This is a genomic window from Microbacterium album, assembly GCF_014643695.1.
In the GTDB taxonomy this organism is placed as follows: Bacteria; Actinomycetota; Actinomycetes; order Actinomycetales; family Microbacteriaceae; genus Microbacterium; species Microbacterium album.
The window spans coordinates 211,816-225,418 of sequence record NZ_BMJY01000001.1; the positions used below are offsets into that span (position 1 = coordinate 211,816).

At 72.8% G+C, this 13,603-nt stretch carries 11 protein-coding genes and 1 pseudogene; 6 read left to right on the plus strand and 6 right to left on the minus strand.

Annotated features, from left to right (window positions below; all coding sequences use genetic code 11):
- The first annotated feature begins 119 nt into the window (after positions 1-119).
- The 4 genes from rpsA to IEX37_RS01155 all read left to right on the plus strand — a co-directional run bounded on the left by rpsA (position 120) and on the right by IEX37_RS01155 (position 4,472).
- Entirely contained in the window at positions 120-1,574 is a 1,455-nt protein-coding gene (gene rpsA, locus IEX37_RS01140) for a 30S ribosomal protein S1 (protein WP_188754410.1), read from the plus strand.
- A gap of 167 nt (positions 1,575-1,741) precedes the next feature.
- Positions 1,742-2,593, plus strand: coding sequence for an ABC transporter ATP-binding protein (locus IEX37_RS01145; protein WP_188754411.1), 852 nt, complete (start codon positions 1,742-1,744; stop codon positions 2,591-2,593).
- Positions 2,590-3,615 carry an aliphatic sulfonate ABC transporter substrate-binding protein gene (locus tag IEX37_RS01150; protein ID WP_188754412.1) on the plus strand — a complete coding sequence of 342 codons (1,026 nt, stop codon included), beginning with the start codon at positions 2,590-2,592 and terminating at the stop codon, positions 3,613-3,615. The genes IEX37_RS01145 and IEX37_RS01150 overlap by 4 nt, the downstream gene beginning before the upstream one ends.
- Positions 3,615-4,472, plus strand: coding sequence for an ABC transporter permease (locus IEX37_RS01155; RefSeq protein ID WP_188754413.1), 858 nt, complete (start codon positions 3,615-3,617; stop codon positions 4,470-4,472). The genes IEX37_RS01150 and IEX37_RS01155 overlap by 1 nt, the downstream gene beginning before the upstream one ends.
- Positions 4,473-4,625: 153 nt before the next feature.
- On the opposite strand, the gene IEX37_RS01160 is transcribed toward IEX37_RS01155, so the two are convergent.
- The 6 genes and pseudogenes from IEX37_RS01160 to IEX37_RS16125 form a co-directional block, all read right to left on the minus strand.
- The gene (locus tag IEX37_RS01160) at positions 4,626-5,255 is read right to left on the minus strand and encodes a peroxidase-related enzyme (protein WP_188754414.1); all 630 of its coding nucleotides are present in this window, start codon (positions 5,253-5,255) and stop codon (positions 4,626-4,628) included.
- The gene (locus tag IEX37_RS01165) at positions 5,252-5,755 is read right to left on the minus strand and encodes a CMD domain-containing protein (protein ID WP_188754415.1); all 504 of its coding nucleotides are present in this window, start codon (positions 5,753-5,755) and stop codon (positions 5,252-5,254) included. The genes IEX37_RS01160 and IEX37_RS01165 overlap by 4 nt, the downstream gene beginning before the upstream one ends.
- A complete protein-coding gene (locus IEX37_RS01170; protein WP_188754416.1) occupies positions 5,752-6,582 on the minus strand; it encodes an ABC transporter ATP-binding protein in 831 nt (276 codons plus the stop codon). The genes IEX37_RS01165 and IEX37_RS01170 overlap by 4 nt, the downstream gene beginning before the upstream one ends.
- Entirely contained in the window at positions 6,579-7,427 is an 849-nt protein-coding gene (locus tag IEX37_RS01175; RefSeq protein ID WP_188754417.1) for an ABC transporter ATP-binding protein, read from the minus strand. The genes IEX37_RS01170 and IEX37_RS01175 overlap by 4 nt, the downstream gene beginning before the upstream one ends.
- Positions 7,424-9,301 (minus strand): ABC transporter permease, encoded by a 1,878-nt coding sequence (locus tag IEX37_RS01180; protein ID WP_188754418.1) that lies wholly within the window; start codon positions 9,299-9,301, stop codon positions 7,424-7,426. The genes IEX37_RS01175 and IEX37_RS01180 overlap by 4 nt, the downstream gene beginning before the upstream one ends.
- A 116-nt stretch (positions 9,302-9,417) precedes the next feature.
- Positions 9,418-10,565: pseudogene (locus tag IEX37_RS16125) on the minus strand (ABC transporter substrate-binding protein).
- 214 nt (positions 10,566-10,779) lie between these two features.
- On the opposite strand from IEX37_RS16125, the gene IEX37_RS01195 reads away from it, so the two are divergent.
- The gene (locus IEX37_RS01195) at positions 10,780-12,504 is read left to right on the plus strand and encodes an FAD/NAD(P)-binding protein (RefSeq protein WP_188754420.1); all 1,725 of its coding nucleotides are present in this window, start codon (positions 10,780-10,782) and stop codon (positions 12,502-12,504) included.
- Positions 12,501-13,598 (plus strand): FAD-dependent oxidoreductase, encoded by a 1,098-nt coding sequence (locus IEX37_RS01200; RefSeq protein ID WP_188754421.1) that lies wholly within the window; start codon positions 12,501-12,503, stop codon positions 13,596-13,598. Before IEX37_RS01195 ends, IEX37_RS01200 begins: the two co-directional genes overlap by 4 nt.
- The last annotated feature ends 5 nt before the right edge of the window (positions 13,599-13,603 follow it).

Here is a 13,603-nt window from a genome sequence, read left to right on the forward strand (position 1 = left end):
AGGCCCACCGCGTGGCGTACGACAATCCAACCACCGCCTCGGCTCGTCCGTGGACCCGCACGTCCGTGAGGGTCTCGTGCCGAAGGCCCGATCATCAACCCCATAAGGCAAACCACTACATGACTAACGTAACGACCGCCCCGGCCACCAAGCAGGTCGCGATCAACGACATCGGCTCTGCTGAGGACTTCCTGGCCGCGGTCGAGAAGACTCTCAAGTCCTTCAACGACGGCGACATCATCGAGGGCACGATCGTGAAGATCGACCGCGACGAGGTGCTGCTGGACGTGAGCTTCAAGACCGAGGGTGTCATCCCCTCGCGCGAGCTCTCCATCAAGCACGACGTCGACCCGAACGAGGTCGTCAGCGTCGGCGACGTCGTCGAGGCGCTTGTTCTCCAGAAGGAGGACAAGGAAGGACGTCTGATCCTGTCGAAGAAGCGCGCGCAGTACGAGCGCGCCTGGGGCGACGTGGAGAAGATCAAGGAGAACGACGGCGTCGTCACCGGCACCGTCATCGAGGTCGTCAAGGGCGGCCTCATCGTCGACATCGGCCTGCGCGGCTTCCTGCCGGCGTCGCTCATCGAGCTGCGCCGCGTCCGCGACCTCACGCCGTACCTCGGCCAGGAGATCGAGGCGAAGATCCTCGAGCTCGACAAGAACCGCAACAACGTCGTGCTCTCGCGCCGCGCCCTCCTCGAGGAGACGCAGTCGGCTACGCGCACGCAGTTCCTCAACAACCTGCACAAGGGCCAGGTCCGCAAGGGCGTCGTCTCGTCGATCGTCAACTTCGGTGCGTTCGTCGACCTCGGCGGCGTAGACGGCCTCGTGCACGTCTCGGAGCTGTCGTGGAAGCACATCGAGCACGCCTCCGAGGTCGTCGAGGTGGGCCAGGAGGTCACCGTCGAGATCCTCGAGGTCGACCTCGACCGCGAGCGCGTCTCCCTGTCGCTGAAGGCGACGCAGGAGGACCCGTGGCAGGTCTTCGCCCGCACCCACGCGATCGGCCAGATCACGCCGGGCAAGGTCACCAAGCTGGTTCCGTTCGGTGCGTTCGTCCGCGTCGCCGACGGCATCGAGGGCCTCGTGCACATCTCGGAGCTGTCGAGCAAGCACGTCGAGCTCGCCGAGCAGGTCGTGTCGGTGGGCGAGGAGGTCTTCGTCCGCGTCATCGACATCGACCTCGACCGTCGCCGCATCTCGCTCTCGCTCAAGCAGGCGAACGAGCTCGTGGACGTCAACGGCACCGAGTTCGACCCGGCGCTGTACGGCATGGTCACCGAGTACGACGAGAACGGCGAGTACAAGTACCCCGAGGGCTTCGACCCGGAGACCAACCAGTGGCTCGAGGGCTTCGACGAGGCCCGCGAGAAGTGGGAGCAGGAGTACGCCGCCGCTCAGGCGCGCTGGGAGGCCCACAAGGCTCAGGTGGCGAAGGCCGCCGAGGCCGAGGCCGCCGCGGGCGAGGACTTCGGCGGTGCCGCCGGCTCGTTCAGCTCGGAGGCCGCCGGTGCCGGCACCCTCGCCGACGACGAGGCCCTCGCCGCACTGCGCGAGAAGCTCGCCGGTCGCTGATCCACAGCTGACCTGACGTAACGGGGCCGAATCCCCACAGGCTCTACCGCCTGGGGATCCGGCCCCGTTCGTCGTTCCCGCGCGGCTTCGCGCGTAACGGGGCCGTCGTATGACGCTGTGTTGCGCTCCGACGCGCGGCGAGACGGCGCTTCCGCGAGCATGGGGGCATGCCCGCCACGCTGACGTCGCCGCGCCCGACGCGCACCGCCGCCGCTGCGGGCGTCGTCGCGCTCTCCGGCGTCTCGCGCGCGTTCGACGGCCCGCGGGGATCCCGCGAGGTGCTCCGCGGCGTCGACCTCGAACTCGCCGCGGGCGAGATCCTGTCGGTCGTCGGGCCCTCGGGCGGCGGGAAATCGACCCTGCTGCGCCTCATCGGCGGGCTGGACGTGCCCACCACGGGCGCGATCACGATCGACGGCACGCCGGTCGCCGACACGGATGCCCGCACCGCGGTGGCCTTCCAGGAGCCGCGTCTGCTGCCGTGGCGCACGCTCGCCCAGAACGTCGCGATCGGCCTGCCGCGCGGCACCGGCAAGCGCGCCGGGCGCGAGCGCGTCGCCGAGCTGCTGCGCCTGGTCGGCCTCGAGCACGCGGCCGAGCTGCGCCCGCGCGAGGTCTCCGGCGGCATGGCCCAGCGGGCGTCGCTCGCGCGCGCCCTCGCCCGCAACCCCGACGTGCTGCTGCTCGACGAGCCCTTCGGCGCGCTCGACGCCCTGACGCGTCTGCGCATGCAGGACCTGCTGCTCGACATCCACGCGGCCCAGCCGACGACCGTGCTGCTCGTCACGCACGACGTCGAGGAGGCGCTCTACCTCGGCGACCGCGTGCTGCTGCTGCGCTCGCTTGCCGACGCCACGTCCGAGACGACCGCCGACGCCGCACCCACGTCGCTCGCGCGCATGGTTCACGTGCCGGGCGAGCGCCCGCGCGACCGCGCCGCCGCCGAGCTCGCACAGCTGCGCGCGGGGCTCCTGGAGGGGCTCGGCGTCGACACCCACCACCACGAGGAGAACTCATGACCACCATCCGACGCGCCGCCTCCGTCGCCCTCGTCGCCGCGGGATCGATCGCGCTGCTCGCCGGCTGCGTCGCCGGTGAGGGGGCCGCCGCGAACCCCGACGACGGGTCCACGAGCGAGTGGTCGACCGACACCCTCGCCATCGACTTCGCCACCTACAACCCGCTCAGCCTCGTCGTGCGCGACCAGGGGCTGATCGAGGAGGCGCTGGGCGACGGCGTGACGGTCGAGTGGGTGCAGTCCGCGGGGTCGAACAAGGCCAACGAGCTGCTGCGCTCCGGGTCGATCGACGTCGGCTCCACCGCGGGATCGGCCGCGCTGCTCGCCCGGGCGAACGGCTCGCCCATCCAGGTGATCGGCATCTACTCGCAGCCCGAGTGGTCGGCGCTCGTCGTCGGCCCCGACAGCGACATCACCTCCGTGGGCGACCTCGCCGGCCGCTCCGTCGCCGCGACGAAGGGCACCGACCCGTACTTCTTCCTGCTGCAGGCGCTCGACGAGGCCGGCGTGGACGTGCGCGACGTCGAGGTGCAGAACCTGCAGCACGCCGACGGTCGAGCCGCGCTCGACGGCGGATCGGTGGAGGCATGGGCCGGGCTCGACCCGATCATGGCGGCCGCCGAGCAGGAGTCCGGCGCCGAGCTGCTGTACCGCAACGTCGACTTCAACACCTACGGCTTCCTCAACGCCACGGAGGAGTTCCTCACGAACCACCCGGACGTCGCGCAGATCGTCGTCGACGCCTACGAGGACGCCCGCGCGTGGGCGCTGGAGCACCCCGAGGAGACCGCCCAGCTGCTCGCGGACGTCGCCGGCATCGACATCGAGGTCGCCACGATCGTGATCCAGGAGCGGTCGAACCTCGACGTCAGCGGTGTGCCGGGAGCCGCTCAGCTCGCGGTACTGGAGCGGATCGCGCCGGTGCTCGTCGACTCGGGTGACGTCAAGACGGCCAAGGCCGTGGACGACGCGCTCGCCACGATCGTGAACGCCGAGTTCGCCGAGCGGGCGGTGAACCGGTAGTGAGCCTTCCGGAGGCCGCAGCGCTCGAGGGCGCCCGCCGCGCGCTCGAACTCCCGGGCGCCGCGGCGGGGCGGCGCCCCGCGGGACGGAAGCGCTCGGTCTGGGATCGCCGCGCGGTGCGCGTGGCCGCCGGATTCGCGCTGCCCGCCGCCGTCCTGCTCGCCTGGCACCTCACCACCGTCAGCGGGCTGGTGCCCGCCCACCGGCTGCCGGAGCCCGCGTCCGTCCTGACCGCGGCCGTCGACCTCGCCCAGCGCGGCGAGCTGTGGCACCACATCGCAATCTCGGTGCAGCGGGTGTTCATCGGCTTCGCGATCGGCGGCGCCGTGGGCCTCGCGGTGGCGGCTGTCGTGGGCCTGTCCCGCGCGGGCGACGCGTTCCTGAGCCCCATGCTCGCAGCCCTCCGCGCCGTGCCCTCGCTCGCCTGGGTGCCCCTGCTCATCCTGTGGCTGCGGATCGGGGAGGAGTCGAAGATCACGCTTATCGCGATCGGCGCGTTCTTCCCCGTCTTCACCACCGTCGCCGCGGCCCTGCGCCACGTCGACCCGCAGCTCGTGGAGGCCGGGCGCTCGTTCAGTCTGCGCGGCTGGTCCCTGTTCCGCACCGTGCAGCTGCCGGCGGTCGTGCCCTCCGTCGTGTCGGGCCTCCGGCTCGCGCTCGCGCAGTCGTGGCTGTTCCTCGTCGCGGCCGAGCTGATCGCGTCGTCGATGGGACTCGGGTTCCTGCTGAACGACTCGCAACAGACCGGACGGGTCGACCGCATCCTGCTCGCGATCGTGCTCCTGGCGCTGCTGGGGGCCCTGGCGAACGCCCTGCTCGGGATCGCCGAGAAGCGGTTGCTTCGGCGCTGGACTTGACCCGGGGGTCGGTTGGGGTCGGGGTTGGGGGCGGTTTCGACTCGCTGCGCTCGCTCAACCCGTTTCGACTTCGCGGCTGCGCCGCTTCGCTCAACGAGCAGGGGGGGGCGGCTCCGCCGCTTCGCTCAACGAGCGGGGTGGGGCGGGGGCGGGTCAGGTGTCGGTGCGGGCGGCGAGGGCGTCGGCGGCGCGCTGGTTGGCGAGCGCCTCCGCGTCCTCTTCGCCGGGGGGTGCCGACTCGCCCATGCTCATCATGAGGCGGTTGGCCCACGCGAAGAACGACGCGGACTCCACGATGTCCTGGATGTCCGAGCGCGAGAATCCGACCGCCTCGAGCGCCGTCACGTGGTGCGCGGCGAAGCGCGGGGGAGAGGCCGTCAGCGCCGCGGCGGCATCGACGATGGCGCGCCACCGCTTGTCGAGCTCGACGTCCACGCCCTCCGCCAGCAGCCGGTCGACGTCCTCCTCGCGCTTCGTGAACGTCACGGTGAAACGCGAGTGCACGCTCGTGCACAGGTCGCACCCGTTGAGGCGCGATGCGACCGTCGCCGCCAGCTCACGCTCGCCGCGCGGCAGGCCGGGGCGCGCGAGGAAGATCGCGCGGTCCAGCGCCGTACGCGCCTCGAGCGCCGCGGGATGCCACGCCAGGAGGCGGAAGTAGGGGGAGTCGGGCCACACGCTGGACTCGTACGCGGCGATCTGCTCGGGGCTGCCGGTCTCGGGACCGACGGGCTCGATCCACGCGTGCCACGCGCGCTCGGCGGTCGTGAAGTGGGCGCTCATGCGTGTCCTCCCTGCGCATCGGCGAGCACGCGCAGGCCGTGCGCGACGCGCGTCTGGTAGCTGACGAACCCGGTAATCTGACCGATCACGACGATCTCGGCCGGGCTCCAGCCGGCCCCCTCCAGCCCGGCCAGGTCGTCGGCCGTCGCCGCCGCGGGACGCGTGATGAGCAGATCGACGAACCGCAGCGCGGCACGGATGCGGCGCGGCGCGCGCACGCCCTGCGCTCCGTCCGGCCCCGCCACCACGAGGTCCTTGTGGACGTCCGCGTCCGCGACGCCCTCCAGGTAGAACTCCGCGGCCGAGGCGTCGCCGTCCAGCCACGCCGCGCGCGCCGCGAGCAGGTGCCGGGTCGGCCGGTCCAGCCCCGGGACCGGGTCGTCGGCGGGCACGTCGAACAGCGCGTGGTAGCTGGCCTGGGCGGCCTCCCGCACGACCGGCCGGTGATCGCGCGGCGAGTCGTCGCCCGCCTCCGCGATCCGCTCGATGACGTCCATCACTCGCCCTTCCTCTCGTCGGCCGTGTCGCCGCCCGCCGCGGCAGCCTCGTCCAGCTCCTGCGCATCCCGGGCGATGCGCTCGGCGAGCGCGAGCGGATCGGCGTCCGGATCGCTCGCCTGCCCCAGATACGCCTCGCGCACCGCGGGATGCGCCAGCAGCTCGCTCGCGGTGCCCGCGATGGCGATGTGGCCCGTACGCAAAACGTACCCGCGCTGCGCCACGCTGAGCGCCAGCTCGGCGTTCTGCTCGACCACCAGGACGCTCACGCCGAGCTCCGCGTTGATGCGCGCGATGTGCTCCAGCACCCGCTCGACCACGATCGGCGCGAGGCCCATGGTCGGCTCGTCCATGCAGATCAGCCGCGGGCGGCTCATGAGCGCGCGCCCGAAGGCGAGCATCTGCTGCTCACCGCCCGACATGCTGCCCGCGCGCTGTCGGCGCCGCTCGTCCAGCCGCGGGAAGAACTCGTAGATCTCCGAGAGCGTGCGACGGATCTCGCGGTCGCGGCGCGTGTGGGCCCCCGTGAGGAGGTTGTCCTCGACCGTCATGTCCGGGAACACGCGACGCGCCTCGGGCACGGAGGCGATGCCGGCCGCGATGCGGCGCGGCGTGCTCCACGCGGTGATGTCCTGACCGTCGTACCAGACGCTGCCGGCGGCGGGCCTGACGAGCCCCAGGATCGTCTTCATGGTCGTCGACTTGCCCGACGCGTTGCCGCCCAGCAGCGAGACGATCTGGCCCTCGCCGACCGTGAGCGACACGTCCTGCAGCGCATGGCTGGCGCCGTAGACGACGCTGACGTCGCGGAACTCGAGCAGGGTGCTCATGCGTCCGTCCCCTCTGCGAAGGACTTGCCGAGATAGGCCTCGACCACCCGCGGGTCGCGGCGCACCTCGGCGGGGGTTCCCTCCGCGATCTTGCGGCCGTTGTCGAGCACGACGACGCGGTCCGACAGGGTCATCACGAGGTCGAGCTTGTGCTCGACCAGCAGGATGGTCTGGCCCTGGCGCTTGAGGTCCTGCAGCTGCCGCAGCACCTCCGACGTCTCGGTCTGGTTCATTCCGGCGGTGGGCTCGTCGAGCACGAGCAGGCGCGGCCGCGACACGAGCGCGCGTGCGATCTCCACGCGGCGCCGGTTGGCGTAGCTGAGCGAGTAGGCGTAGTCGTCGATGCGCGGCGCGAGCCGCTCGCCGAAGCGCGCGGCCTCCTCCGCCACGCGCTCCCGGTCGGCGGCGTCCTGGCGGCGACGCGCGGCCGAGGGCACGAGCGCCAGGCCCGCCTCGGCCAGCAGCGGCAGCCAGCGCACGCCCGGTACCCGTCGCAGGGCCTGCAGCGGACGCCCCGTGCTCTGCACCGGCTCCAGCCCGACGGCGATGTTGTCGGCGACGGTGAGGTTGCCGATCACCCGCCCGTTCTGGAAGGTCCGGGTCAGGCCGAGGCGGGCGATGTCGTAGGGGCGGCGCCCGGTGATGCGCTGCCCCGCCAGGGTGACGGACCCGCCGTTGGCCGGCAGCGTGCCGCTGATCAGGTTGAGCGTGGTGGTCTTGCCCGAGCCGTTGGGTCCGATGACGGACACGACCTCGCCCTCAGCGACATCGAAGCTCACGTCGTCGACGACGGTGAGCCCGCCGAAGCGCCTCACGAGGTTCCGGACGCTCAGCAGCGCGGTCATCCCACGACCTCCTTCCGCCGGGCGCCGGCTCTGCTCTCACGCCAGGACCGCACGCGGTCGCGCAGACCGACGTGCGACCACAGCCCCTGCGGGCGCAGGAGGATCAGCAGCAGCAGGAGCACGCCGTAGAACAGCAGGCGCCAGTCGGCCAGGCCCCGGAAGAGCTCGGGCACGCCGACGAGGATCACCGCGCCGATCACCGCGCCCATGGGCGCCCGCAGGCCGCCCAGGATCGCGATCGTGACGGCCAGCACCGACAGCGAGATGCCGAACTGCGCGGGCTCGATGTAGGTCACCTGCGCGGCGTAGAGCGCGCCCGCGAAGCCCGCGAGCACCGAGCCGAGGCCGAACGCGAGCGACTTGTACGCGGCGGGGTGGATGCCGCTCGCGGCCGCGGCGACCTCGTCCTCGCGCACGGCGGCCCACGTGCGCCCGAGGTGCGACCCCGCCAGGCGCGTGACGAAGACCAGCGCGATCACGAGGACGGCGAGCGTGAGCAGGTACATGCCCCACGCGCTCGAGACGGGCTCGCCGAACAGCGTCGGCCGCGGGATGCCGTAGAGCCCGCGGGCGCCGTTCGTGATGTCGTGCAGGTTCAGCGCGAGCGCCGCGATCAGCGCGCCCGTGGCCAGCGTGGCCATCGACACGTAGTGGCCGCGCAGCCGCCACGTGGCCGCCGTGAGGATCACGCTCACGAGCGCGGCCACCAGACCCGCCGCGACGAAGCTCGCCCAGAAGCCCCAGCCCGCCTTGGTCACGAGCAGCGCCGAGGTGTAGGCGCCGACCGCGAGCGCGCCCGCCTGCCCGAGCACGATCTGGCCCGCGAGGCCGCCCGCGATCGTGACCGACAGGGCGAACAGCGCATAGATCCACACGAGCGCTCCGGCGCGCAGGACGTAGTCTCCGACCACGAGGGGCAGCAGCGCCGCGGCGGCGAGCAGGCCGGCTCCGACCCACGGGTTCAGCCGCACGGGTCGCCCGGCGCCGAAGAACGTCCCCGTCATCGGCTCGGACGCGAGCACCGGCACGCGGCCCAGGATGCCGCCGGGGCGGATCCAGAGCACGAGGATCAGCGCGCCGAACGTGATCAGCGCGCGCACCGAGTCGCCCCACAGCGCCACGCCGAACGCCTCCCCGACGCCGAGCACGAGGCCGCCGATGATCGCGCCCGGCAGCGAGCCGAGCCCGCCGATCGTCGCGGCTGCGAACGCGGTCACGCCCGCGGTGAAGCCCATCGAGGGCTGGACGTTGGAGTAATACATGCCGACGAGGACGCCCGCGACGCCGCCCAGCGCCGAGGCGACGACGAAGGACGTCGCCTGCACCCGTCCCACGGGAATGCCCATCTGGGCCGCCGCCTCGGGATCCTGCGCCGTCGCGCGGATCGCGCGCCCGAGACGGGTGTACGCCAGCGTGAGCGCCAGGCCCACGACGCACACCACGCTCACGCCGATGATGACCAGCGCGATCGTGCCGAAGCGGAAGCCGAACAGCTCGAAGTTGCTGCGCTCGAGCAGCGACGGGAAGCGCTTGGTCTCCGCGCCGAACACGCGCTGGGACGTGTTGTCGAGGATGATCCCGACCGCGAAGGTCGCCAGCAGCACCGCGATCCCGGGCGCCGACCGCAGCGGGCGCACGGCGGCGAAGTAGATCGCCAGGCCCAGCACGCTCGTGAAGAGGATCACCCCCGCCAGCACGGCCCACAGCGGCCAGCCCAGCTGCGCCGCGAGGAACCAGCCCAGCATGCCGCCCACGGCGAAGATCGCACCGTGGGCGAAGTTGACGACGTTCGAGACGCCGAAGATGAGCGAGACGCCGACGGCGAGCAGAGCGTACGTGCTTCCGCTCACGATCCCGGCGAGCAGGATGTCCATGGATTCCCTTTCGACGGCGAGATCCGGGCGGGCTCGGTGTGAGCCCGCCCGGATTCGCGGTCCATGTCAGCTGGCGAGGGCGCGCCCGCTGCCCGATGCCCGGGCGCCCCCGGCGGTCAGTCGCGGAGCTGGAACGCGCCGTCCCTGACCACGAGAGGATACTGCTGCGCGTCGTCGACGCGGCGGTTCTCGTTGAACGTGATGTCGCCGTAGAGGATCGTCTCGAAGTCCGTGCCCTCGTCGAGCGCGTCGCGGATGCCCGAGCGCGTGAGGTCGCCCGCCTCGTGGGCGGCCTCAGCCGCCTGCGCCACGATGCCGAGCGCGTCGTAGGCGCGGATCGCGAAATCGCTGGGCACCTCGACGCCGTACTCGTCCCGGAAGTCGGCGATGAACTGCTGCACGCGCTCGTCCGGGTTCGAGGGCGTGAAGTAGCTGAGCGTCTCCACGCCCTCCGCCGCCTCGTCCGCGAGCTCGATGAACTGCTGGTTGTAGATCGAGCTGATGCCGACGATCGGCTGCTCGATGCCCAGCTCGCGAGCCTGAGACGTGATGAGCGCGCCGTCCGCGGCGTAGCCGATGATGACGATCACCTCGGGATTCGCCCCGCGCGCGCTCAGCAGCAGGGGACGGTAGTCGGTGCCCTCCGGGTCGTGTACACCTGCTCGAGGCCGGCGTCCTGGGCGCCCTCGTCGAAGTAGCCGTACGTGTTCAGGCCCCAGTCGGTCTCGTGGTAGAACACGGCAGCCGTGTCCCCGTGCTCGAGGGCGAACTCGGCCAGGCGCGGCGCCTCGTACTCCTGCGACACCCACGTGGCGAAGATGTAGTCGCCGGGGTCGGTGACGTCCGAGGCGGACTGGGTGAAGAGGAACTGCACGAGCCCGGCCGGCTGATAGATCGGGCTCGCCGCGGCGGCGGCGGGGGTGCCGAAGTCGGCGAACGTCGCGAGGATGGACGAGTCGTCGACGAACTTCTGCGCGAGCGACGCCGCCTGGGCGGGGTCGGACTGCGAGTCCTCGTACACCAGCTCGACCGGTCGGCCCCCGATGCCGCCGGCCTCGTTGATCTCCTTCAGCTTGAGCTCGTAGCCCTGCTTGAAGTACTCGCCGTACTGCGCGTTGTTGCCGGTCTCGGGCAACGGCGCGCCGAAGCGGATCGGCGCGTTCTCGTCGCCCGATCCGCCGTCGCCGCCGGGAGAGGCGCACGCGGACAGTCCGACGGCGAGCAGGGCCGTGCCGAGGACGGCGGTGAGACGGCGTAGGGACATGGGGGCTCTCTCCTCGAGGACAGGCGATGTGCGAAGGACGGCGCCGGGACGTGGCGGGGCCGGCGCCGGGACGTGGCGGGGCAGCCCAGCCGATTATCCGTGGTGCGGGTCGCCTTCCGATAATCGGGCGGCGCTGCCGTGACACACAACGTCATCGGGCGCCACAGGCGTCCGCACGGGCAGGGCCCGGCCGCGGGTGCGACACAATCGGAGTGTGAACCACGCCAGCCTCGCCATCGTCGGCGCCAGCGTGCGCGGCACGGCGCTGCTGGATCGCGTCGTCGCCAGCGCGCGCGAGTTGCTGGGCGAGGGCCAACTGGACGTGCACGTCCTCGACCCGCACCCGCCGGGGTCCGGGCGGATCTGGCGCGCGGGACAGCCTCAGGAGCTCATCATGAACACCGTCGCGGCGCAGTCGACGGTGTTCACGGACGCGTCGGTGCGGATGGAAGGCCCGGTGCGGCCCGGCCCGAGCTTCGCCGAGTGGTGCCGCGCGGTCGCGCCCGGGTTGCCCCTGCCGCAGGCGCTCGCGGACGAGGCGGCGCGCACCGAGGACTGGTCGAACCCGAGCCGCGTGCTGTACGGCCACTACCTCCGCTGGGCGTTCGAACGGATCACGTCGACCGCTCCCGCCGGTGTGCGCGTGACCGTGCACGCCCGCCGCGTCACGGCCCTCGCGCCCGACGGGACCGGCCACCGCCTGACCCTCGACGACGGCACCGCGCTGCGCGTGGACGCGGCGATCCTCGCGCTCGGCTGGCTCGCGCGGGAGGGCGCGGCGCCGCATCCGCGCGTGATCGGGCCGGACAACCCGATCGACCAGGACCTCTCGCGCATCCGGCCCGGCGAGCGCGTCGTCGCGCGCGGACTCGGGATGAACTTCTTCGACGCCATGAGCCTGCTCACCGAGCATCGTGGCGGCCGCTTCGAGCCGACCGGCACGGGGCTGCGGTATCGCCCGAGCGGACGCGAGCCGGTCATCCTCGCGGGATCCGCGCGAGGCGTGCCCTATCGCGCCAAGCCCGTCTTCGGGCGCGTGCCGCCGCCGGCCCCGCAGCCCGCGCTGCGCGCCGCGCTGGCCGAGCTGCGCGCGCGCCGCCCGCTCGACTTCGACCGTGACGTCCTCCCGCTGATCGAGGCGGACGCCCGTGCCGAGCATCCCGAGCTGTCGCTCGGCGACGCGCGGGACCCGCTGCCGGCGCTGCGCCGGGCGCATCCCGATCTCGACATCGACGCCCTGGTCGCGCTCGCGGTGAGCGCCGACGCCGCGGAGGCGGCCCGGGGGCTGGAGAGCCCGCTCAAGCGCGCGCTGCACAGCTACCAGCTCTCCCGCGCGGCCGTGGTGGACCTGGTCGCCTTCGGCGGGCTGACGCCCGCCTCGTTCCCGGCCTACCGGCGCTACCTCGCCACCGCGGCGAGCTTCGGCAGCGGACCGCCGCTGCTGCGGACCCACCAGCTCCTGGCGCTGCACGAGGCCGGCCTGGTGCGTTTCCTCGGCCCGGGGCTGCAGGTGAGCGTGGCCGATGACGGCGTGACGGCCTGGGCGGACCACGCGCCGGCGGTGGAGGCCGACTGGCTGCTGGAGGCCTGGCTGCCGGCGCCCGGCATCGAGCACACGGCGGATCCCCTGCTGCGGTCGCTGAGGGACGCCGGCCTCGCGCGCGCATGGCGTCACGCGGACGGCACGCCCTCGGATGCGGTCGACGTGCGGCCCGAGGACGGCGCGGTCGTCGCCGCCGCGGGCGACGTCGTGCCCGGGCTGTTCTCGGTGGGGGTGCCGCACGAGGACAACCGGGTGTTCACGATCATTGCGCCCATCCCGGGCGTGGACTCGCCCGTGCTTCGCGAGGTCGACGCGGCCGCGCGCGCCGCGCTGCGGCATGCGCAGGCTGCGACGCGGCGGGAGCGGGCGGCCGTCGCGAGAGGAGGGACGTCGTGAGGACGCGGTTCGTCGTCATCGGGGCGGGCATCATGGGGCTCGCCGCCGGCTGGCGGTTGGCGGAGGAGGGACACCGGCCCGTCGTGGTCGACCAGTTCCCGGCGGGGCATACGCGCGGAGCCTCCCACGGCGCCACGCGCAACTTCAACGATGCGTACTCCGAGGCGCACTACCTGCGGCTGCTGCGACGCTCGCGGCAGCTGTGGGACCGGCTCTCCGCCGTCGCGGGGGCGCAGCTGCTCGCCCTGCACGGACTGGCGACGCACGGCGACGAGGCCGAGATCGAGCGCATCCGCATAGCGATGAGGGAGCACGACCTCCACCCGCGGCTCCTCACGGCTGCGCAGGCCGCCGAGCGCTGGCCCGGCATGCGCTTCGCCACCGACGTGCTCGTCTCGGAGGACGCGGGGGTCGTGAGAGCGGCCGCGGCGCTCGCGGCCCTCGAGGGCCGCATCGAGGCCCTCGGCGGCCAGGTGCTGCGGGGCGCGCCCGTGTCGCACCTCGAGCCGGCCTCCGACCACGTCGACGTGCGCGTCGCGGGCCCGGCCGGCCCCGTGACGATCCGCGCCGACGTGGCGGTGGTCGCCGCCGGCGCATGGACCTCCCGCCTGCTGGCGGGGCTGGTGGACCTCCCGCCGCTCACCGTGACCGAGGAGAGCCCCGCGCACTTCGCGCCCGTGATCGGCGCCCCCTGGCCGTCCTTCAACCACCTGCTCGGCGACGACTGGCCGGCTCCCGTCTACGGCATGCCCACGCCCGGCGAGGGCATCAAGGTGGGCTTCCATCGCGTGGGCGCGGAGGTCGACCCGGACGCGCGCACCCACGCACCGGCGCCCGGACAGGAGACTCTGCTGCCGCGCTACGTCCGCGAGTGGATGCCCGGTCTGGACCCCGACCGCCTCGACTGGGTGAGCTGCACGTACACGAACACGCCGGACGCGGCCTTCGTGCTCGACCGCCGCGGCCCGCTCGTCGTGGGCGCGGGCTTCTCGGGCCACGGCTTCAAGTTCGGCACGGGCGTCGGCGACGTGCTCGCCTCCCTCGCGCTCGATCCGGACGCGACCGCCGCCGACGCCTTCCGGCTCGCGCGCTGAACCGG

Bases quoted from the DNA above. Each gene is read 5' to 3' on its own strand.
- IEX37_RS01180 (WP_188754418.1), bottom strand. From the start codon at position 9,301: ATGGACATCCTGCTCGCCGGGATCGTGAGCGGAAGCACGTACGCTCTG.
- IEX37_RS01175 (WP_188754417.1), bottom strand. From the start codon at position 7,427: ATGACCGCGCTGCTGAGCGTCCGGAACCTCGTGAGGCGCTTCGGCGGG.
- IEX37_RS01145 (WP_188754411.1), top strand. From the start codon at position 1,742: ATGCCCGCCACGCTGACGTCGCCGCGCCCGACGCGCACCGCCGCCGCT.
- IEX37_RS01170 (WP_188754416.1), bottom strand. From the start codon at position 6,582: ATGAGCACCCTGCTCGAGTTCCGCGACGTCAGCGTCGTCTACGGCGCC.
- rpsA (WP_188754410.1), top strand. From the start codon at position 120: ATGACTAACGTAACGACCGCCCCGGCCACCAAGCAGGTCGCGATCAAC.
- IEX37_RS01150 (WP_188754412.1), top strand. From the start codon at position 2,590: ATGACCACCATCCGACGCGCCGCCTCCGTCGCCCTCGTCGCCGCGGGA.
- IEX37_RS01160 (WP_188754414.1), bottom strand. From the start codon at position 5,255: ATGAGCGCCCACTTCACGACCGCCGAGCGCGCGTGGCACGCGTGGATC.